We start from the raw sequence: 20,479 nt of genomic DNA on the forward strand, positions 1-20,479 counted from the left end.
CTTAAGCGACTGGCCTGAGCGACCCGGCAAGCGCACGCAGGTCCGGCGATCGGCCCGCCCCCCCAAAAAAGAGGCTTGCCCCGGCGACGTTCTGCCGTCCGGGGCAAGCCTTCAATGTTCAGGCAGTGGCGGCAAACCCCGCCTGCCTTGGCTGCCCCCGCCGCGCCCAAAGACACCGCGGGAGACAGGCGCGGCTCAGGCCGCGCCAGCGCCATTCCGACGGCGCCGGAGCCACACCACGAGAGCCAGCAGCAGCAGCGCCCCCAAGGCAACCCCGACGACCATCGCGATGCGAACCATCGCCAGCAGGTTCGACTCCGGCCCGCCCGCGCGGATCTGTGCAACCTCCGCGGCGGTCACCGCCTGATCGCGGTCGCCGTATTGCGCGAAGACGTAGTTGGACAGGCTCGCCACCTCATCGTCGCTGAGCGAATTGAAGGCGTTCACCTGATCGCCGAAGGGCGGCATGAAGACATGCCCCTCTTCAGTCTCGCGGTCGACGCCGTTCAGCACTGCGGCAATGAAATTGACCGTCGAGGCGCCCGCCGTGGCCGAGTTGTGGTAAAGGCTCGGGTAGTACTGATCCTTGGTGCCCTGCCCGTTGAAGCCGTGACACGAGGCACAGTTGGCCGAATAAATCTGCGCGCCTTCCGCAAGCCCTTCCGGCTCTGCGTCGAGGCCGCGGAACGCCATGGTCATATTGCCCGCTTCGCCTTGGTCAAACCGGCTCTCACCGGCAACGGCGGGAACATCCGACAGGTAGGTCGCCATGGCACCGAGGTCTTCGTCGGTCAGCTTCGAGAAGCTGTGGGTCACCGCTTCGGCCATGCTGCCGCCCGCCTGCGCCTTGCCCTCGGCGCGGCCGGTGGCGAGATAAGCGACGATCTCGTCCTGCGACCACGCGCCGATGCCGGCCTCGGGGTCGGAGGTGATGTTCGGCGCGTACCATGCGCCGATCTGCGCCCCTGCAAGATGCTGGCTGCCGTCTTCCTGCATCAGCACGCCGCGCGGCGTGTGGCAGCTCGAACAGTGGCCCGGCCCCTCGACAAGATAGGCGCCGCGGTTCCATGCCTCGGACTCTCCGGGCACATCCTGATGCACCGACGTATCACGGAACAGCAGGTTCCAGCCGATCATCGAGGCGCGGATGTTGAACGGGAACGGCAGGCTGGTTTCGGCGCTCGGCTCGTCCACCGGCTCCACGCCCTGCATGAAGTAGGCGTAGAGCGCGTGCATGTCCGCGTCGGTGATCTTGGCATAGGCCGTGTAGGGCATCGCCGGGTAGAGGTTCGCACCATCGGCGCGCACCCCGCGCCGCACCGCGTCAGAAAATTCCTGCTCGGTGTAGCTGCCGATGCCATGCTCGACCGACGGCGTGATGTTGGTCGCCATGATCGTGCCCACCGGCGAGGCGATCGCGTGGTTGCCGGCGAACGGCTTGTCCTCGGCGCTGGTGTGGCAGGCCACGCAGTCCGAGGCGGTGGCGATGTAGCGCCCCTGTTCGACCAGGTCGTCAGAGAAATCGGCCGCCGAGGCCGCGCCGGCAACCAGCGTCAACGCGGCGGCGAGGGGGAGTTTGCGGGACATCATGCGCCTTTCGCCTCCGAGATCAGCGCCTCGGCTGCCTTGAACGCGAGGGCCGTCATGGTGATCGTGCTGTTGCCGCAGGCGGTCGAGGCCATTGCGCCGCCGCCGGGCAGGTAGAGGTTCTCGTGGTCGTGCGTGCGGCACACGGCATCGACGACGGAATCCGCCGGATCGTTGCCCATGATCGTGCCGCCCATGATGTGCTTGGAGGTCGAGAAGTTGTCGCCGGCGGATTTGAAATCCGTCGCACCGATGGCTTCGCCGATGCGGCGCACAATCGGCTCTGCATACTCGCGCGAGGAGCGGCGCGTGTAGTCCCCCACGTCCCAGTAAACGCTCGGCCGCGGCAGGCCGAGCCAGTCCTTGTTGCCCGACAGGGTCAGCCGGTTGTTGGGATCGGGCAGCATCTCGTAGGCCGCGACGACATTGACCGTGCAGGCCGTCAGGCGGCGGATTTCCTCGTCCAGCGCGCGGCCAACCTTGCCCCTCTGCACCGCGCGCTTGGCGATATAGCGGTTGCGGGCAAAGTTGTTCATCCGGAAGTAGGCCCCGGCATGCTCGCCGCGGAACGCGCCCTGCGAGGTCTCCATGATGCCGCTGTTGACCACCGGCCCGGCGCCCAGCCAGTAAGGCTCGGTCGTGGTGAACGTGTAGCCTTGCTGCGGGTGGTCCATGATGTTGCGCCCCACCTGATCGGAGGAGTTGGCCAGCCCGTTCGGGTTGCGGTCATCGGCCGACATCAGCATCAGCTTCGGCGTCTCGACGCCGTTGCAGGCGATCACGAAATGCGCGCCGGTGACGCGGTGGCTTTCGCGGTTGCTGTCGTAGTAATGCACCGCGGCGATGCCGTTGCCCTCGCCGGTCTCGACCCGGTAGACCACAGAATTGTCGAGGATCGTGGCGCCTTTCGCCTCCAGCCGGTTGAGCGCGGTGGCGGCGTCGTATTTGGCGCCGATCGGGCAGACCGGCACGCAGTTGTTGTTGGCGCAGCAGGCCGGGCGATCATCGTAGGGCGTGCCGGAGTTGCGCGCCTGCGCCACCGGCAGGTTGCGCAGACCAAGCTGCTCTTGCACCACTTGGCTGAACTTCTGCTCGCCCTGCGACAGCGGCAGATGCGGCATCGGGTAGTCCATCGAGCGCGGCCGCGGCGGCCATTGCAGTTCGGGGTCCGACGGCCCGCAGATGCCCAGCACCTGCTCGGTCTTGTTGTAGTAGGGATCGAGCGTGTCGTAGTCGAAGGCCCAGTCTCGGCCCACCCCGTAGCGCGAGCGCAGCTGCATGTCTTCCGGCGTCAGGCGCCAGCAGGTGCCGGCCCAGTGCCAGGTCGAGCCGCCGGCGTAGCGCAGATAGGTGGGGTTGTAGGTGTTGGGGCCGGTGCTCTCGAGATACTCCTGCCCGTAGAACGGGTGCGGCGCCCAGTCGGCGGGCGGATAGGAGGCGGTGGCATCGGGCTTCGAGCCAAGCGGCAGGTTGCGGTAGTTTTCGACGATCTGGGACCGCGTCACGCGCGGACCCGCTTCGATCATCAGAACTTCGAGGCCGGCGTCGAGGCATTGTTCTGCGACGACAGCACCGACCACGCCGGTTCCGACGATGACGACTTGCGAGGAGCTGGTCATTGGGAGGCTTTTCTTGGGAGGAGGAGCAGGAGGATCAGAACCGCGGCAGGTTCGTCAGCGGGTAGAGGTCTTGGCCCCAGGCGTTCGGCGCAGAGAAACCGAAGGTCGGGATCGGCACCATGTCGAGCGTCGCGCGATAAAGCAGCGCCTCTTCGTAGGTGAAGAGCGTGGCGTCGCGGTCGAAGGAGGACGAGCCGGTGTACCATGCCGAGATCACCCAGTAGGCAAAATCGCGCAGCTCACCTTCGGGCAGATCGTCGAAGAAGTCTTCGACCTGACTGGCGCCGCGCGACTCGGCGGCGGCGATGATCCCGTCGAGCATTGGCTCGAGGTTCGGATAGGTCGCGCCGGCAAATTGCGCGATGCGCGCGCCGACTGCCGGATCAAGGCTGTGGTTGATAAGCAGCTGCGAGACCGACAGGAATTTCTCTTCGGTCCCGGCGGAGAGCGCTGCGCGGAGCAGACCCGGCGACGCCACAGAGGCGACGGCGGCTGCGGTCCCGAACAAGACCTGTCTGCGGCTTGCTCGGGCGAGAGTGGCTTTGGATGTCAAGGTGTCCCTCGTTGACGACGTGGGGAAGGCGGTCACTCGCGACCTGACCTGCGTGATAACGCCGCACCGCATATCGCTTGCCGATAAATAAGACAAATCGTATTAATTGAACTTCAATTAAGGATTTCCAATCAATGAGCCTGCCCCCTCCCCGCCAGCTTGAAGCCTTTCTCGCCGTGGCGGAGGCGCGGTCTTTTCGGCTCGCCGCTGACCGTCTTGGCATGTCTCAGCCCGCGCTTTCGCAGAACATCGCGCAGCTTGAAGCGCATCTCGACACGAAGCTGTTTCTGCGCACCACACGCTCGGTGCGGCTCACCGCAGAGGCCGCAGAGCTTCAGACCCACCTCGCGAAACTGCTGCCCGCGCTGCAAGATGCACTCGACCGCACGCGCACCTTCGGAAAGGACAGCGGCGTGACACTCCGGCTTGGGTTTCTGGCCTCGGCTGCGGTGAAATACCTGCCCCTCGCCCTGCGCCAATTCCGCGCCGACTACCCCGATGTCGCCGTGCACGCGCGCGACGATACCGCCGAGGGCCTGTTCGCCGCCGTTCATCAGGGTGAGCTTGATCTGGCCGTGTCGAGTTTTCTGCCGCACAAGAACAAGGACGTGGAGTTCGAACTGATCCGCGCCGACCCGTTCATGGCGGTGGTGCCGCGGACGCACCCGCTGGCGACGCAGGACGAGGTCACGTGGTCCGACCTGCTGCGCTACGATTTCATCGGCGCCAATCGCGGCAGCGGCACCCGCTTTGCCACCGACGCGGCGATGCACTCGATCAACCATCCGGCGCGCACCGTTATGGAGTTCAACCACTTTCTTGCCGTCGAGGGGATGATCGAGGCCGGGCTTGGGGTCAGCGCGCTGCCGATGGTCAGTTGCCCGCCGCCGGACCACCCGATGCTCTGCACCCTTCCACTGGTCGAGCCGCTGGTGACGCGGGACCTTGGCGTACTGACCCGCAGCGTCGACGGCGCTGGCTCGCGGTTTCTCCGGCGATTTCGCGAGTGCATCCTTGATGCAGCGGCCGTGGCGCATGCCGAGGCGCCGGCAACCGAGGCCCCTGCCCCTAGCTGATCCGAGCGCACATGAGGATCGGCGCTCTGACAAAGCGCGGCGCCTCTCAAGGCACCGCACCCACCTCAGGCGCTGCGGCGGTTGAACTGGATCGACGACACCATCGACAGGCCGATGATCGACGCCCCCAGCAGACCGGTGATCACCTCGGGCACATGCACCACGCTTTGCGAGAACATGATCAGCGACAGCGCAAGGATCGAATAGAACGCGCCATGCTCCAGAAAGCGGAACTCGCTGAGGGTCTTGCGGTCGACCAGCATGATGGTCATCGAGCGCACATACATCGCGCCGATGCCAAGGCCGATGGCGATCAGGAACAGGTTCTGCGTCAGCGCAAAGGCCCCGATCACCCCATCGAAACTGAACGAGGCGTCCAGCACCTCCAGATAGAGGAACGCCCCCAACCCGCCGGCGCGGGCGGCGCTCATCACCTCGGTCTCGGCGTCGAGCACATGGCTGAGCGTGTCGACCGCCATGAACACCACAAGCCCGAGGATCGCGGCGCGGTAGAAGGTCGCCTGATCCTGCACGCCAAGCCCCATGCCGAACGCCATGACAAACAGCAGCACCAGCCCGTAGGCCACGCCTTTGACCGTGCCCATCGAGCGCATGCGCCGCTCGATACGCGAGATCCAGTCGATGTCCTTGCCGTCGTCGATGAAGAACGACAGCGCCACCATCATCAGGAACGCGCCGCCGAAGGCGGCGATCGACAAGTGGCTTTCGTTCATCAGCCGGGCGTATTCCTGCGGCTCGCGCGCCGCCAGCAGCAGCGCGTCCACCGGACCGACCTTTGCCGCCACCGCGACCACCGCCAGCGGAAAGACGATGCGCATACCAAACACCGCGATCAGGATGCCCCATGTGAGGAACCGCTGCTGCCAGACCGGCGTCATGCTCTTGAGCTTGTTGGCGTTGACGATGGCGTTGTCGAAGCTCAGCGAGATCTCCAGAACCGCCAGCACCGTGCCGATCAGCAGGAACGACAGTGCCGAGGCCAGCGTGCCGCCGTACCACCAGCCCAGCCAGAAACTGCCCACCAGCCCCAGTGCGGTGACGAGGAACGCCCATTTGAAATAGTGAAGTGCGGTCGACATACGGTCTTCCCTTGGTGTCTTGCAGAGGGTGGTCCGGGAGGGGGGCTCAGTCCGCCAGCGCCAGTCGCGCGGCGCGGCGCTCGGCCTGCACATCCGGGTCGGCATCCAGCCCGGCCGCCAGCAGCCGCTGGGTGTAGAGTTCGCGCGGGGCCTCGAAGATCTGCTTCACCGGTCCCTGCTCGACAATCTCGCCGCGCTGCATGACCAGCACCCGGTCGGCAAAGTCGCGCACCACCGGCAGGTCGTGGGCGATGAAGATAAAGGCGATGCCAAGTTCGTCGCGCAGCCGTCCCAGCAGATCGATCACCTGCGCCTGAATCGACACGTCGAGCGCCGAGACCGCCTCGTCGCAGATGATCAGTTCCGGCTCCAGCGCCAAGGCGCGGGCGATGGCGATGCGCTGCCGCTGCCCGCCCGAGAACTGATGCGGGTAGCGGTCGGCATGATCGGCCTGCAGCCCGACCTGTTCAAGCAACTCGGTCACCCGCGCGCGCCAGCGGCTCTTGGGCAGGATGTCGCGGTGGATGACCCACGCCTCCGAGATGATCTCATAGACTGACATATGCGGCGCGAGCGATTGCGTCGGGTCCTGAAACACCATCTGCAATTGCCGCCGCAGCGGCGCCATCTGGCGCGGGGTCATCTGCAGCAGATCCTGTCCCTTCCACAGCGCCTCGCCGCCCGAGGCCTCTTCGAGCTTCAGCAGCAGCCGCGCGACGGTGGATTTGCCCGAGCCGCTTTCGCCCACCACGGCCAGCGTCTCGCCAGCGCGCAGATCAAAGTCGACGCGCTTCAGCGCGGTGAAAGCGCCATAGCTCTTGGTCAGGCCGCGCACCTGCAGGATCGGCTCGGGCGCCTCATTCGCCTCACGCATCTCGCCGCGCCCCGGTGCCGCCGCCAGCAGCTTGCGCGTGTAGGGGTGCTGCGCGTTGTGATAAAGCTCACGCGGGGTGCCACTTTCGACGATGCGCCCGCCTTCCATCACCACCGCGCGGTCGGCGGCCTCGGCGACCACGCCAAGGTCGTGGGTGATCATCAGCAAGCCCATGCCGGTTTCCTGCTGCAACTCCTCAAGCAGCGACAGCACCTCGGCCTGCACCGTCACGTCGAGCGCCGTGGTCGGCTCGTCTGCGATCAGGATGTCGGGCTTGAGCACCAGCGCCATGGCGATCATCAACCGCTGCCGCTGGCCGCCCGAAAACTGATGCGGGTATTTCTTCATCGCCGCCTCGGGCTCGGGGATGCCGACGCGGCGCATCAGGTCCAGCGTGCGGCCGTACGCCTCGGACCGGCTCTCGCCGTGGGTCATCCCGGCCTCGGCGATCTGCCAGCCCACGGGGTAGACCGGGTTGAGGTGGCTCAGCGGGTCCTGAAAGATCATCGCGATGCGACGGCCATTGATCTCGCGCCGCGCCTCCGATCCGAGGGTCAACAGGTCCTGCCCTTCGAAGAGGATCTGCCCCGAGGTGATCTCTCCCGGCGGGCAGTCGATCAGGTTCATGATCGCCGAGGCCGACACCGATTTGCCCGAGCCGCTCTCGCCAAGGATGGCCAGCGTCTCGCCGCGGTCGAGGTGCCACGAGATGCCATTCACCGCGTTGACCGTGCCGCGTGCCGTGTGGAAGCGCACCGACAGGTCGCGCACTTCAAGAAGATGGTCAGTCATTGCGCTTACCTCCAAGCTCGAGCCGCCAGCGTTGCGTCGGGTTGAGCGCCACGCGCATCCAGCCCGAGATCAGGTTGAGGGACATGGTGGTGAGGATGATCACCAGACCGGGCCAGAAGGCGAGCCACCACGCGGTGGTCAGATACTGCCGCCCCTGGCTGACCATCAGGCCCCAGGTGATCTCGGGCGGCTGAATGCCGATGCCGAGGAACGACAGCGCCGATTCCGCCAGCATCACGAAGGCGAAGTCGAGCGTCGCGATGGTCAGCAGCGTCGGCAGGATCACCGGCAGGATGTGGCGGAAGATGATGCGCCGGTTCGACGCCCCCATCACCTGCGCCGCCTGCACGAACATCCGTTCGCGCACTTCCAGCACCTCGGCGCGGGTGGTGCGCAGATAGATCGGGATGCGGGTGATCGCCAGCACCAGCACGAGGTTCCCGATCGACGGCTCGAGCATGTAAAGCACGATCACCGCCAGCAGCAGCGAGGGGAAGGACATGATCACGTCGGCAAGCCGCATGATCACCTCGCCCGTGGTCTTGCCGGCGTAGCCGGCGATCAGCCCCAGCGTCGAGCCGATGATCATCGAGCCCGCCACCGCGCCGGCGGCGATCACCAGCGTGTTCTGCGCCGCGACGATGATCCGCGCCAGCAGCGGCCGCCCCAGCGCGTCGCCGCCGAGCAGGTAGAGAAAGCCGCGCTCGAGGGTAAAGGGGTCGGCGTTGCGGGCGCGCAGGTTCTGCTTGGCCGCCGCGTCGCCCAGCACCGCCGGGCCGAAAAGCGCAAAGAGCAGCATCAGGAGCAGGAACAGCGCCGCGGCGAAGGCGAATTTATCGGCCCAGAGCATCGCGAGGACGCGGCGCAGCTTGCCGGGATCGCGGGGGGTGGTCTGCGTTTGGGCCATGGAAGTCTCGGTGCTTGTGTGGGTCATTGCGGCATCCCCTCAGGTGCGGATGCGGGGGTCGAGCAGCGCATAGGCGATGTCGATCAGCAGGTTCATCACGAAGATCGCCAGTGCGGTGACCATGATCGCGGCAAGGATGACGTTGAAGTCGCGCTGCAGGATGCTGTCGATCATCAGCTTGCCGACGCCGGGGAAGCCGAAGATCGTCTCCACCACCACCGCGCCGTTGAGCAGCGCCGCCGCCTGATCGCCGATCACGGTGATCACCGGCAGCATGGCGTTGCGCAGCGTGTGCACAAAGATGATCGGGCGGTTCTTCACGCCTTTGGCGCGGGCGGTCTTGACGTAGGCGGAGCCGAGCGCGGTGATCATCGAGCCGCGCACCACCTGCAGGATCAGGCCGAAGGGGCGGATGAACAGCACCGAGATCGGTAGCACCCAGTGCCAGACCGAGCCGGTGCCCGAGGTCGGCAGCCAGCCGAGAGAGACCGAAAACAGCACGATGCCGACGATGGCGATCCAGAAGTCGGGGGCCGAGGCGCCGATCAGCGACAGCAGCGAGGCGACGCGATCCAGCGGCGAGCCGATGTTGAAGGCGGCGAGCGATCCCAGCGCGATGGCCGCAACCGAGACCAGCGCCATGGTGATCAGCGCCAGTTGCAGCGTCCAGGCAAAGGCCTCGAGCACCACTTCGAGCGCCGGGCGCGCCTTGCGCAGACTCTCGCCGAAGTCGAACTGCACGAGGTCCGCGAGGTAGTGGCCAAACTGCACAAGCACCGGATCGTTGAGCCCGTGAATTTCGCGAAAGTTCTGCCGCATCTCCTCGGAGGCATCGACCGGCAGATACAGAGCGGCCGGATCACCGGTCAGACGGGACAGGAAAAAGACGAGGACGATCAGCACCATCAGCGAGATGAAACTCGACACGGCGCGTTTTCCCAGCATCGACGACATGGGGGCCTCCTGGGGTCTGGCAGGGGATGGCAGGGGTCTGACGGGGGTCTGGCAGGGCCTTGACGGGGCGCGCGACAGGGTCGCGCGCCCACGGTTCGCTTACTTGAAGCCGATCTCCGACAGCTGCAGCGAGCTGTTGGTGGCGATCGTCGGTTCAAAATCCACGCGGGTGCCGACGCGGGCGTGGCCGACCATGTGGAACAGCGGCACATCGGCCACCACATCGTCATGCAGGTAGGCGAAAAGCTCGGACCACAGCGCGCTGCGTTCTTCGCCGGTCGCCGCGGTCGCGGCCTCGATCAGCTCATCGACCTTGGGATCGTTGATCCCCGACTGGCGGCCCTCGGAGTGGTACTTGAAGTACATCGAGAACACCGGATCGCCGCGCGAGTTGTCGTGCTGCGCGCCGACAAGGATCGGGCGATCCTCGACGTAGGGCTTCGAGTAGTACTGCTCGTGTTCGGCCACCTCGACCATCTGCAGATCGATGTTGAAGCCGACGTCGGACAGCATGCCCTGGATCGCCTCGAACACCTCGGTGGCGCCGGGAAAGTTGCCGGTGCGGCCGATCAGCGAGATCGTGGTGTCGACCGGAACGCCATCCGCCTTGGCCTCTTCGAGCAGAGCGCGGGCCTTGTCGGGATCATAGGACCATGCCTGCACATCCGGGTTCCAGCCCAGCGTGGTCGGCACGTTGAGCGCTGTGGCGATCTGCGTGCCTTCGGCGAGGATGGTGCCGACAAAGGCCTCGCGGTCGATGGCGAGGTTCAGCGCCTCGCGCACCCGCTTATCCCCCAGCGGCGCGACGTTCTGGTCGATCCGCAGATAGGTGGTTTCCGAGTTCGGATAGGAGAAATCCATCTCCGGATCGGTGGCGTCGGTGGCCGAGATCGACGGCGCGATATCCGCCTCGCCGGTCTGCACCATGGCGGCGCGCACGGCGGCGTCTGTGCGGAACAGGTAGGTTGCGCCGGCGACCGCGGGCGCCTCGCCCCAGTAATCGTCGCGGCGGGTCAGCGTGATGTTCTGGCCCGGGTTCCATTCCGACAGCGTGTAGGGGCCGGTGCCGACCGGATCGCGGGTGAACTCGAGCGGCGTCTCAGACGGCACGATGGTCAGCAGCGACATCAGCAGCGGCAGGATCGGCTGCGCCGGGTCGGTGGTGAAGTCGATGGTGTTGGCGTCGACCACCTCGGGGGTGATGTCGATCCCTTCGTAATAGCGCGAGATCTCGCAGGTGATCTGATCGCTGCCGGCACGCTCGAAGCTGTGCTTCACGTCCTCGGCGTCAAAATCGCTGCCGTCCGAGAACTTGACACCCTCGCGCAGATGGAAACGCCAGGTGTTGTCGCCGGTCATCTCCCAGCTTTCGGCAAGGCGGGGCATCAGGCCCTCATCGCCGCGCACGTCAAGCTCGGTGAGCGTCTCGGAGATGTTCTGCAGCACGATGCGCCCGATGTTCGAGCGGGTCGCCATGCAAGGTTCGATAACGTCGGCTTCCTCGGCCAGCACGACGGTGACGTCGTGGTTGTCCTGAGCGAAGGCCGGCGTGATCGCCGTGCTGGCCAGTAGTAGCCCGGCAAGGGCCGTGAAGTTTTTCATTATGATGTCCTCCCTGAATAATCCGCCGTATCAGCCGTTGTCCGGCTGCGCGGCTCTCCCCGCGCCGACATGCTGCCCCGGCCCATGCCGCTCCGCGCGGAACACGCGGAACACAAGGCAGCGGCCGAAACGTCGCTGGGTCACTCCGAAGCCTGGCATCGGTCTCCTCCCTCGGCCAGTTGCGGTGCAGGCATATTGGTAAACTTGCCAATACATGTCAAATGCGTTTCTCAGACCACTAAGGCATACCTGCACCCCCTTAGCCTAAGGCTTTGCTTTAAATCGCAATAATTTTCTCGATCCGATGATCCCGGGAAATGACAAGATGCGACCAACTTGACAACTTGTTTGCAACCTTGTTCTCTCAGGGCGGAATCACGCACAGGGAGGGGCGCGGATGACACCGGAGGAAATCGCCGAAAAAATGACCGGCGAACTGGCACCAAGGGCTGGCGGACAGGAGGCAGTCTTGCCCGCCCCCACGGTGCAGAACCACGCGGCTTTCCTGGCACGCATGCCCGACGGCGCGCTGGCCTGCGCATGGTTCGGCGGCACGCTGGAAGGCAAATCCGACATCTCGATCCACGCCTGCCTGCTGGACGAGGGCGCCACGCGCTGGGGCCCCGCCGCACGGCTGACAAACGATCCCGACCGCTCCGAACAGAACCCGGTGCTCTTCGTTGCACCGGACAACACGATCTGGCTGTTCAACACCGCGCAACCCGCCGGAAACCAAGACGAAGCACGTGTCTTCATGCGCCCCGTTCACCGCGAGGGGGACCGTCTGGTCGCGGGCGAGGCGCGCGACACCGGACTGCCGCCCGGCACCTTCATCCGCGCCGCGCCGCTGCTGCGTGACGACGGTGCATGGATGCTGCCGCTGTTCCGCTGCAACCCCCGCCCCGGCATCCGCTGGACCGGCGCTTTCGACACCGCCGCCATGGCGGTCAGCACCGACGGCGGCGCAAGCTGGAAAATCACCGAGGTGCCGGACTCGCCCGGCGCCGTGCACATGAGCCCGGTGCCGCTGGAAGACGGCTCACTCGCCGCCTTCTATCGCCGCCGGCAGGCCGACTGGGTACATCGCTCGGAAAGCCATGACGGCGGGCGCAGCTGGAGCGCGCCCGCCGCCACCGATGTTCCGAACAACAACAGCTCGATCGGTGCGGGACTGCTGGCAGACGGTCGGCTGGCGCTGGTCTGCAATCCGACCTCGGCCGCGCACTCGCAGGCCCGCCGCGCCTCGCTTTACGACGAACTGGACGAGGGCGACGACCGCCCCGAGGCGGAGGAAGGCTGCAAACCGATCTGGGGCGTTGAGCGCGCACCGCTGACCCTCTGCCTGTCGCGCGACGGCGGGCGCAGCTTCCCGGTGCGCCACGTAATCGAGGACAGCCCCGGCACCTGCCTGTCGAACAACTCGCTCGATGGGCGCAACAAAGAGCTGTCCTACCCCGTCCTGCTGCCCCGCCCCGACGGCGGGCTCGACGTCGCCTATACGCTCTACCGCCGCGCCATCCGCCACGTCCGCCTCGACGCCGCCACGCTGGCCGCGCTCGGCGCCTGAGCCCATTTCCTGCACGAAGGAGACCCGCCATGTCCGGCATGGACCGCCCCATCACCCTGCACCAGCCGCCGCGGCTTGAAATCGGCACCGGCGCGGCACGCACCCTCGGCACTTGGGCCGAGGGTGCCGCGCGCCCGCTGGTCATCGCCAGCACCGCCACGCTGCAATACGTCGAGAGGCTCGGGCTGACCGGCGACATTTGCGTGATCGATGACGTACCGCCAGAGCCCGACATTCCCGCCTTCGAAGCGGTGCTTGAGGCTGCCCGCGCCCACCGCCCCGACCTTGTGGTCGGGCTTGGTGGCGGCTCGGTGCTCGACGTTGCCAAGCTGACCGCTGCGATGTGGGATGGGTCGCAGGCGCTGGCCGAGGTGGCCGGCCCCAACAAGGTCGCCGGGCGCCGCACCAAGCTGGCGCAGGTCGCGACGACCGCCGGCACCGGCTCGGAGGCGGGCATCCGCGCGCTGCTGACCGACCCCGAAACCAAATCCAAGGTGGCGGTCGAAAGCCCCTACCTGCTGGCCGATATCGCCATCCTCGACCCCGAACTTACCTATTCGGTGCCACCCGCGGTCACCGCCGCCACCGGCATCGACGCCATGGCGCATTGCGTCGAAGCCTTCACCAACATCCGAGCGCATGATCTGATCGACGGCTATGCCCGCATGGGCATCTCGCTGGTGGGCAAGTACCTGCGCCGCGCCGTCGAAAATGGCGATGACGCCGAAGCGCGCGCGGGCATGATGCTGGCCAGCTACTATGGCGGGCTGTGTCTGGGGCCGGTGAACACTGCCGCCGGACATGCGCTAGCCTACCCGCTTGGCACGCGACTGTCGCTGCCGCACGGGCTGGCGAATGCGATCATCTTCCCGCATGTACTGGCCTTCAATCAGCCGGTCCGCCCCGAAAAAAGCGCCGAGGTTTCGGCCGCGCTGGGGCTTTCCGGCGCCGGCAGCCAAGAGGGGCTGCTACAGGCCGCGCATGGGTTCTGCGCCGATCTGGGGGTGGAAATGCGCCTCTCGGCCCATGGCGCCAGCGAGGCCGCGCTTAAGGATTGGGCTGGCGAGGCGCACGCGATCCGGCGGCTGATGGACAACAACCCGCGCGACATGAGCGTCACCGAGGTGCACGAGATCTACCGCGCCGCCTTCTGAGGCGGCGCGAGAGACGTCAGAGCGAGAGGTCGAACTCGCCGCCGCCGAACAGGCGCTCGCGCGAATGGGTGATGTGCTGGCGCATCACCTCGCGCGCGCGCTCGGCGTCGCGGTCGCGGATCGCCTCATAGATGCCGCGATGCTCGGCAAACACCGCCTCCAGCGCCTTCGCGCCGTCCGACATCAGCGACTCGCCGTGCAGCTTCATGCCGACGTGGATGTGATCGCGCAGCGCCTTCAGCGTCTCTTCGTAATACTGGTTGTTCGACGCACGCGCGACGCCCTGATGAAAAGCGAAATCCGCGTCCTCGCGGTGCAGCCGCGAGCCGGTGGCGTCTGACAGCAGGTGCAGCGCGCGCTCGATCTCTTCGAGCGCGGCATCATTGCGCCGCAGCGCCGCCAGCGCCGCCGCATCGGTCTCGACCGTCAGGCGGAACTCGTAGCAGCGCTGGATATCGGCAATGGTTTCGACCGGCGTGTAGCCAAGCGCCGGCTCGCGCTTCACCCGCACGAAGTTGCCCGCCCCCTGCCGGGAATAAACCAGCCCCTCTTCGCGCAACTGCTCCAGCGCCAGCCGCAGCACCGGGCGCGAGACGCCGAAGGTCACCGACAGGTCCTTTTCCGCTGGCAGCTTTTCGTTCGGCGCGTAATCGCCGCGCATGATCCGGCTGCGCAGCGCCGCGTAGACCTTTTCGGACAGCGATGGCCGACTGCGCCCGGAGGCGCCGTCCTTTTCGATCTCGGGTCCCGCCATGCTCATGCGCATTGTCCTTCCGTCCCAGCTTGCCCTGCCCGCAGCTCGCGCAGGATATCCCGCAGCAGCCCCGGCTCCCCGAAGCCGCCCGACTTGGTCACCAGATGCAACGGCCCCCAAGGCGCCTCGATCCGGCACAGCGGCAGACCCGGGCGCAACTCGGCGGTCACTTGTAAACTGCCGACCTGCATCTGGTCCAGCACCGCATGCGCCGTCTCGCCGCCGCAGACAAGCAGGCTGCGCGGGCGCAGGTTCTTCGCCACGCGCAGGATGCCCTCGGCATAGCGCGAGGCCGCCTCGGCACCATCCAATCCCGCGCCGCCATCGGTGATGGAGAGCGCCAGAGCCTCGACAGAAGACACCTCGGGAACGGCACCGTCAGGTGCCTCCTGCACAGGCAGCTCTGCTTTCAGTGCATCCAGTTGCGCCAGCGTCACCGGATCGCGCGAGCCGCTGGCGATCAGCAGCGGCGCGTCGAGCGCTGGCGGTGGCGCCGGGCGCAATCCAACATGGCGCGACAGCGCCAATGCCAACCCCCGCGCCCCGACCCAGAGCACCCGCTCTGCGCAACCGGACACACAGCCGTCGAGATCGGCGTCCGAGCCCACCTCGGGCACTTCGACGGGGCGCAGAAACCGCGCCGCAACATCGATCGGCGCGGCGACGCCACTGCCGGTCAGCGCGCCATGGCGTACGAACCTCCCCATGTCCGGGATCGCCGGGGAGACGATCACGCGCGGTGCTCCCATCGCCTTGGCCAAAACCTCGGTCTCGGGGCCGGTGTTGCCCTTCAGCCGGGAGTCGATTTTTTTCATCACGACATCGAAGTCATCCAGCGACAGCGCCGCCAGCACCTCGGCCACCCGGTTGCGCGCCATGTCTGGGGCAATCTCACGACTGGCGGTTACCACCGCCAGCACATCAGGGGCCCGCGCCAGCGCGCCGGGAATGCCGTCGGCCCCACGCGCGACCAACACCCGGCAGCCCGGCGCCGCGAAGGCCACCGCCGAGTCGAGCGCCCCGGTGAGATCGTCTGCGATGATGAGGACTCGCGGCATGGCGTCCCTTTCGACCCGTGTTGTAAAGAATATTACATATAGAGAAGCGATGACAAACCCCAAGGAAATTGACGCTTCACACCAATATCAAACAGGATCGGATGAGAAGTTGCAACCTCTTTACCTATAGGTTAACCATCGGGCATCGGAGCAGGCAGGGAGGCCACCATGAGCAAGCCAATCGTCATCACCATGGGGGACCCGTCCGGTGTCGGCGCCGAGGTCACCGTCAAGGCCTTGGCCGACCGCGACGCAGACCTGCGCGCCTCTGCCGTCGTGATCGGCGACCGCGAGACGCTGGAGCGCGCCGCGAAGGTCTCGGGCGTGACGCTGCCGCTGCTGGAGCCCGGCGCCAACGGCGATGGCATCCGCGTCGAGCATGTGGCCGTCGAGGGCCTGCCCGGAGAGTTCGGCGTGCTCAGCCCGGCCTGCGGCGAGGCCTCTTTCCGCTTCATCGAGCGTGCGGTCCAGATGACCACCGCCGGAGATGCCTCCTGCATCGTCACCGCGCCGATCAACAAGGAGGCGCTGAACGCCGCCGGCCACCATTACGATGGCCACACCGGCATGCTGGCGCATCTCACCGGCTCGAAATCGTCGTGGATGCTGCTCGCCTCCGAGCGGCTCAACGTCGTGCATGTCTCGACCCATGTTTCGCTGCGAGACGCCATCGACCGCGCCACGGTCGAGCGGGTGCTGGAGACCATCCGCACCGGCCACCGCCACATGAAGCGGATGGGGCTGGAAAACCCGCGCATCGCTGTCGCGGGGATCAATCCGCATTGCGGCGAGAACGGTCTTTTTGGCACCGAGGACACGCAGTTCCTCGTGCCCGCCGTCGCCGCCGCCAAGGCCGAGGGGATCAATGTCGAGGGGCCGATCTCGGCCGATACGGTCTATCACCGCGCCTATCAGGGCGCTTTCGATCTGGTGATCGCGCAATACCACGATCAGGGCCATATCCCGATCAAGCTGGTGGCCTTCGACACGGCGGTGAACGTCTCGCTGGGGCTGCCGATCGACCGCTGCTCGGTCGACCATGGCACCGCCTTCGACATCGCCGGCACCGGCAAGGCCAACCACGTCAACATGCTCTCGGCGCTCGACTACGCCGCGAAAATGAGCGCCGCGGCGCGCTGAGGGGGAAGACCATGACCAAGGAAGCCTTCGTCGCGCTCGTCACCTGTTTCAACGAGGACGAGACCATCAATTACGAGGCCACCCGCGCGCAGGTGCGCCGACAAGTGGCCGCAGGCAACAACATCATGTGCGCCGGCACCAACGGCGATTTCTCGGCGCTGACCTTCGACGAGAAAGTGCGACTCTGCGGCGAGGTGGTCGACGAGGTTGGCGGCGCCGCGAAGGTGATCGTCAATGCCGGCATGCCCGCCACTTTCGAGACGGTGCTGCTGGCGCGCGAGTTCGACCGCATCGGCGTCGACGGTATCGCGGTGATCACGCCCTTCTTCATTGCCTGCACTCAGGACGGGTTGATCCGGCATTTCTCGACGGTGGCCGATGCCGTGACAACGCCGATCTACCTCTATGACATCCCTGCCCGCACGCAGAACCACATCGAGCCCGAGACCGCGCGCACCCTTGCCGCGCATGGCAATATTGCCGGGATCAAGGACTCGGGCGGCGCGCAGGACACGCTCGAGGCGTATATGGCGGTGGGACAGGACTGCGCGGGCTTCGATGTCTACTCCGGCCCCGATCATCTGGTGCACTGGGCGTTCCAGAACGGTGCCAAGGGGGCGATCTCCGGCCTCGGCAACGTGATGCCCGAGGTGCTGGCCGAGATCGTGCGCTGCTTCAATGCCGGTGACGAGGCTGGCGCAGCCAAAGCGCAGGAGACCTACACCGCCTTCCGCACCGATCTCTACAAGCTTGGCTTCCCGCCAGCGCTGGTGAAGCGGGCGCTGTGGCTGCGCGACAATTCGGTCGGCGCCTCGCGCCAGCCCGCGCTGCTGCCCGATCCCGAGCAGGACAAGGCGATCGACGCCATCCTGCGGCGCTACGGGCTTTGATCCGGTTCCGTTCCGGCGCCCGCTACGAGGCGCCGAAACGGTCTGCACGACCCGCCCGGATCAGGAGACGTGCAGTTCTCTGAGCTTCAGCGACATCACCTCCGCGTCCGCGAGGTAGTCCTTGGTGATGAGCTTCTCGAGCAGCTTGGTGTTGTCAAAGACCATGTCGCGCAGCATGCCGACCGGCGCTGCGGCATGGTGGAACTGCTGTCCCAGCTTGCGGGCGAACTCGACCTGATGGTTCACATAGTCCACCCGCTCGCTCTCGTAACGCGCGAAGGCCTTGCCGACGGCAGCCCGGTCCGACAGATCGCAGCCCCCCAGCGCGCGGCCAAGAAAGTACCCATCCTCGATCGCCATGCCCATGCCATAAGCGGCATAGGGCGAGACCGGATGCACCGCGTCGCCAACGCAAGCCACACGCCCCTTGGTCCACGAGCTCAGCGAGGGACGATTGTAAATCTCCCAGCGGAACACTTGGCTGGAAAAATCGGTGTGCGCCGCGAAGGCCGGCAGCGGCGCCGCAAAATGCGACAGGCGCTCGCGCAGGTGCGCCTCGACGTCTTTGGGCGCACTGGCGTTTTCGCCGGATTTCTCGACGATCCACCACTCCCAGCCTGGCTTGCCCTCGTGCAGCATGGGGAAGTAGCTGGCCTGCACGTCCCGCGCGTGGGTGATCGCACCGGTCGAGCGGTCGAGCCCGCCCCAATCTTCGCACCACGCCAGCCAGACCCGCAGCCCGACGTGAAACAGCCTGGGATCGCCGAAGGCCTGCGCCGAGACCTTCGAGCGGATGCCATCGGCGCCGATCAGCAGATCAGCTTCGACCGGCGCGCCCTCTTCGAACTCGACCCGGATGCCCGCGCCGGTCTCTTCGTAGCCGCTGACCGCGCGCCCGGGCACGATCACCCCTTCGGGCAGCAGGTCTAGCATCTTGCGAAAGGCGGTGGCGCGCAGCACGCCGTAATGCCAGCCGTCGATCCCCAACGCCTTCTCGACCTTCTCGTTGAACGGAAGACGGGCGCGGACCTTGCCCTTGTTGTTGCGGAACTCGACCAGCGTCTTCGAGCCGAAGCTTGGCCCGACGTCGACACCATAGTGCCGCAGTACCGCCAGCACCGGCGAGGACAACAGCACCGCACCGCCCAGCGGCTTGGGTTCGGCGGCCTTTTCAAACACCCGCACGTCATAGCCTTGCCGGAGCATCTCCAGCGCCGCGGAAATTCCGCCGGGACCCGCCCCGGCGATGGCCACACGGCGGCCGGGCCGCCACGCCATGTCAGTCATGATATCCTCCCTCGAAGATCCAGATCGGGCCGCCCCTCCGCCACCCGGCAAGAGCGGCGCGGCCGCCCGGCTCCGGCTTTTCTGTCGCCGAAGCGCGAGCAAAGTTCCATGGATGGCGCGACGGCACCCTACCTGCCGCCGCGCCAGTGGCGTCAGAAGGTGACGCCGAAAGCCACCACGAAGGCTTCCTTCTCGCGGTTGCCGTTGAAGCCGTCGTAGCGTCCGTAGTTCACGTTCATCAGCGCGCTTTGCGAGAGCTTGATCGTCGCCCCGACGAAGCTGTTGAAATAGGTGCTCTCGTCGACGTAGTCGTTGTAGGAATTGACGTACTCATGGTCGAGGCCGAGCCCGACGTAGGGCTGCACCTTGCCGAAGGTTCCGAAGTTGAGCGCCGCGTTGGCGTAGATCGAGCCGTATTGATCCGAGCTTTCGCCGCGCGGGCCTTTCTCGACCTCGCCGAAGGAGTTGGTGGTCTCGTCGAACCACGTCTGCTGCCACGCGGTGCCGATGGTCGGGCGCAGCATCCAGCCTTCGGGCAGCGCCGCGATGTCGGCCTTGGTGAAGGTGCCCACGGCGTCGGCCTGCAGGTAGAGCCGCGAGGCGTCCTGCTCGACCTCAAGCAGGCCAAAGGGCAGTGGGATCTCGGTCTCCGAGCTCTCTTCGAACCAACCGGCGCGCAGGGCAACACCCCAGTTTTCGTTGACCTTTTTCAACAGATCGCCGCGGATTGCATATTGCTCGATCGTCGCTTCACCGTCGGCATGGCGGATGTCGACCTCATTGCGGTCGACCTCGATGCCGATGCCAATCATCAAATCGGTGCTGGGCGCATAAAGGTACTGCGCGCCGAAGCCATGCGCCTCGCTGTCGGACTCGAGCTCGGCCCCGCCATTGCGCGTCGGCCAGCCGTTGGACCAGCGGTTGTTGGACGAAAACCGCAGGTAATGCGCGCTGTCGCTCGGCCCCTTGTTCAGCCGCACCATTGCGCTGAGCGGCGCAAGCATATCGGTGATGCCGTCGCGATAGCCATCCTCGGGGTTTCCGGGCACCTCGGTCAGCGCCGACATGGCCCGGCCAAGCGCGACGCGCGACTGCACGGTGCCGTAGCGCTCGTTCGAGGCCATCGTGCCCAGCAGGCCGGACCGGCCCATGTTGGCCAGCACCCGGATCGACATAGGCGGCATGTTCTGTGCCCCCGCCGGGGGCTGCTGCTGCGCTGTGGCAGGCGTCGAAAGGCACAGAATGGCTGTGCCCAGAGCGAGTGTCGCTTTGAGTTTGAGCATGTGGCTCCTCCCTTGTTGTCTGGCCTCTCCGGCCCGGACGGCGCGCCCTGCCCTGCGTCGGACAGACACGTGCCGGCGCCTGCCGCGCGTCGCGCCAGGCGGTGTCTTGTGCCGAGGCCCGGCGGACGGCGGGCCGCAAGCGGCCACGCCGCGCGCCGGAGCCGCGGATGTGGGGCAACGTGATGCTGTGTGCTGTGCGTTTCGGGCGGTGCGCCGTCAGCGGCGGCTCAGCCCGGCACTGTCCCCGCTATCGCGGGCGGCCTGTGTGTCGCATCCTGTCCT

Annotated in this window: 17 protein-coding genes; 5 read left to right on the top strand and 12 right to left on the bottom strand. The window is 66.3% G+C overall.

All coding sequences use genetic code 11. The annotated features are described in order from the left end of the window. Nucleotides 1-195 precede the first annotated feature (195 nt). The 3 genes from ACXAJT_RS13620 to ACXAJT_RS13630 are packed head-to-tail and all read right to left on the bottom strand — an operon-like array spanning nt 196 to nt 3,831. Nucleotides 196-1,587, bottom strand: coding sequence for a c-type cytochrome (locus ACXAJT_RS13620; RefSeq protein ID WP_475236094.1), 1,392 nt, complete (start codon nt 1,585-1,587; stop codon nt 196-198). Continuing rightward, nucleotides 1,587-3,206 carry a GMC family oxidoreductase gene (locus ACXAJT_RS13625; protein ID WP_475236096.1) on the bottom strand — a complete coding sequence of 540 codons (1,620 nt, stop codon included), beginning with the start codon at nt 3,204-3,206 and terminating at the stop codon, nt 1,587-1,589. The genes ACXAJT_RS13620 and ACXAJT_RS13625 overlap by 1 nt, the downstream gene beginning before the upstream one ends. 34 nt (nt 3,207-3,240) lie before the next feature. Further along, complete coding sequence (locus tag ACXAJT_RS13630) at nt 3,241-3,831, bottom strand: sugar dehydrogenase complex small subunit (protein WP_475236098.1); 591 nt, start codon at nt 3,829-3,831, stop codon at nt 3,241-3,243. A 62-nt stretch (nt 3,832-3,893) separates the two neighbouring features. On the opposite strand from ACXAJT_RS13630, the gene ACXAJT_RS13635 reads away from it, so the two are divergent. Next, nucleotides 3,894-4,835, top strand: a complete 942-nt coding sequence (locus ACXAJT_RS13635) for a LysR family transcriptional regulator (RefSeq protein ID WP_475236100.1) — start codon at nt 3,894-3,896, stop codon at nt 4,833-4,835. A 65-nt stretch (nt 4,836-4,900) separates the two neighbouring features. On the opposite strand, the gene ACXAJT_RS13640 is transcribed toward ACXAJT_RS13635, so the two are convergent. The 5 genes from ACXAJT_RS13640 to ACXAJT_RS13660 form a co-directional block, all read right to left on the bottom strand. After that, nucleotides 4,901-5,935, bottom strand: a complete 1,035-nt coding sequence (locus tag ACXAJT_RS13640; RefSeq protein WP_475236101.1) for a DUF475 domain-containing protein — start codon at nt 5,933-5,935, stop codon at nt 4,901-4,903. 46 nt (nt 5,936-5,981) lie between these two features. Continuing rightward, the gene (locus ACXAJT_RS13645; RefSeq protein ID WP_475236102.1) at nt 5,982-7,601 is read right to left on the bottom strand and encodes an ABC transporter ATP-binding protein; all 1,620 of its coding nucleotides are present in this window, start codon (nt 7,599-7,601) and stop codon (nt 5,982-5,984) included. Beyond that, nucleotides 7,594-8,535, bottom strand: coding sequence for an ABC transporter permease (locus ACXAJT_RS13650; RefSeq protein ID WP_475236103.1), 942 nt, complete (start codon nt 8,533-8,535; stop codon nt 7,594-7,596). Before ACXAJT_RS13650 ends, ACXAJT_RS13645 begins: the two co-directional genes overlap by 8 nt. Nucleotides 8,536-8,547: 12 nt before the next feature. Next, a complete protein-coding gene (locus ACXAJT_RS13655; protein ID WP_475236104.1) occupies nt 8,548-9,462 on the bottom strand; it encodes an ABC transporter permease in 915 nt (304 codons plus the stop codon). A gap of 99 nt (nt 9,463-9,561) precedes the next feature. After that, a complete protein-coding gene (locus tag ACXAJT_RS13660) occupies nt 9,562-11,064 on the bottom strand; it encodes an ABC transporter substrate-binding protein (protein ID WP_475236105.1) in 1,503 nt (500 codons plus the stop codon). A gap of 397 nt (nt 11,065-11,461) precedes the next feature. Here ACXAJT_RS13660 and ACXAJT_RS13665 point away from each other — a divergent pair, with 397 nt between their 5' ends. Beyond that, complete coding sequence (locus ACXAJT_RS13665; RefSeq protein ID WP_475236106.1) at nt 11,462-12,631, top strand: sialidase family protein; 1,170 nt, start codon at nt 11,462-11,464, stop codon at nt 12,629-12,631. A 29-nt stretch (nt 12,632-12,660) separates the two neighbouring features. Further along, on the top strand, nt 12,661-13,785 hold the full coding sequence (locus ACXAJT_RS13670; RefSeq protein ID WP_475236108.1) for an iron-containing alcohol dehydrogenase: 1,125 nt from the start codon (nt 12,661-12,663) through the stop codon (nt 13,783-13,785). A gap of 16 nt (nt 13,786-13,801) precedes the next feature. On the opposite strand, the gene ACXAJT_RS13675 is transcribed toward ACXAJT_RS13670, so the two are convergent. Both ACXAJT_RS13675 and ACXAJT_RS13680 read right to left on the bottom strand, forming a co-directional pair. After that, a complete protein-coding gene (locus ACXAJT_RS13675) occupies nt 13,802-14,545 on the bottom strand; it encodes a FadR/GntR family transcriptional regulator (protein WP_475236109.1) in 744 nt (247 codons plus the stop codon). Next, nucleotides 14,542-15,597, bottom strand: a complete 1,056-nt coding sequence (locus ACXAJT_RS13680) for a four-carbon acid sugar kinase family protein (RefSeq protein WP_475236110.1) — start codon at nt 15,595-15,597, stop codon at nt 14,542-14,544. The genes ACXAJT_RS13675 and ACXAJT_RS13680 overlap by 4 nt, the downstream gene beginning before the upstream one ends. A gap of 168 nt (nt 15,598-15,765) precedes the next feature. Here ACXAJT_RS13680 and pdxA point away from each other — a divergent pair, with 168 nt between their 5' ends. Both pdxA and ACXAJT_RS13690 read left to right on the top strand, forming a co-directional pair. Continuing rightward, nucleotides 15,766-16,737, top strand: a complete 972-nt coding sequence (gene pdxA, locus ACXAJT_RS13685; protein ID WP_475236111.1) for a 4-hydroxythreonine-4-phosphate dehydrogenase PdxA — start codon at nt 15,766-15,768, stop codon at nt 16,735-16,737. A gap of 11 nt (nt 16,738-16,748) precedes the next feature. After that, on the top strand, nt 16,749-17,627 hold the full coding sequence (locus ACXAJT_RS13690) for a dihydrodipicolinate synthase family protein (RefSeq protein ID WP_475236114.1): 879 nt from the start codon (nt 16,749-16,751) through the stop codon (nt 17,625-17,627). A 60-nt stretch (nt 17,628-17,687) separates the two neighbouring features. Here ACXAJT_RS13690 and ACXAJT_RS13695 read toward each other — a convergent pair whose 3' ends face one another. Together ACXAJT_RS13695 and ACXAJT_RS13700 are read right to left on the bottom strand one after the other, a co-directional pair. Then, nucleotides 17,688-18,914, bottom strand: coding sequence for an FAD-dependent oxidoreductase (locus ACXAJT_RS13695; protein WP_475236115.1), 1,227 nt, complete (start codon nt 18,912-18,914; stop codon nt 17,688-17,690). A 152-nt stretch (nt 18,915-19,066) separates the two neighbouring features. Beyond that, nucleotides 19,067-20,197, bottom strand: coding sequence for an autotransporter domain-containing protein (locus ACXAJT_RS13700; RefSeq protein WP_475236117.1), 1,131 nt, complete (start codon nt 20,195-20,197; stop codon nt 19,067-19,069). Nucleotides 20,198-20,479 lie beyond the last annotated feature (282 nt).

It is taken from the genome of Salipiger sp. ABF4_146, from assembly GCF_056161345.1.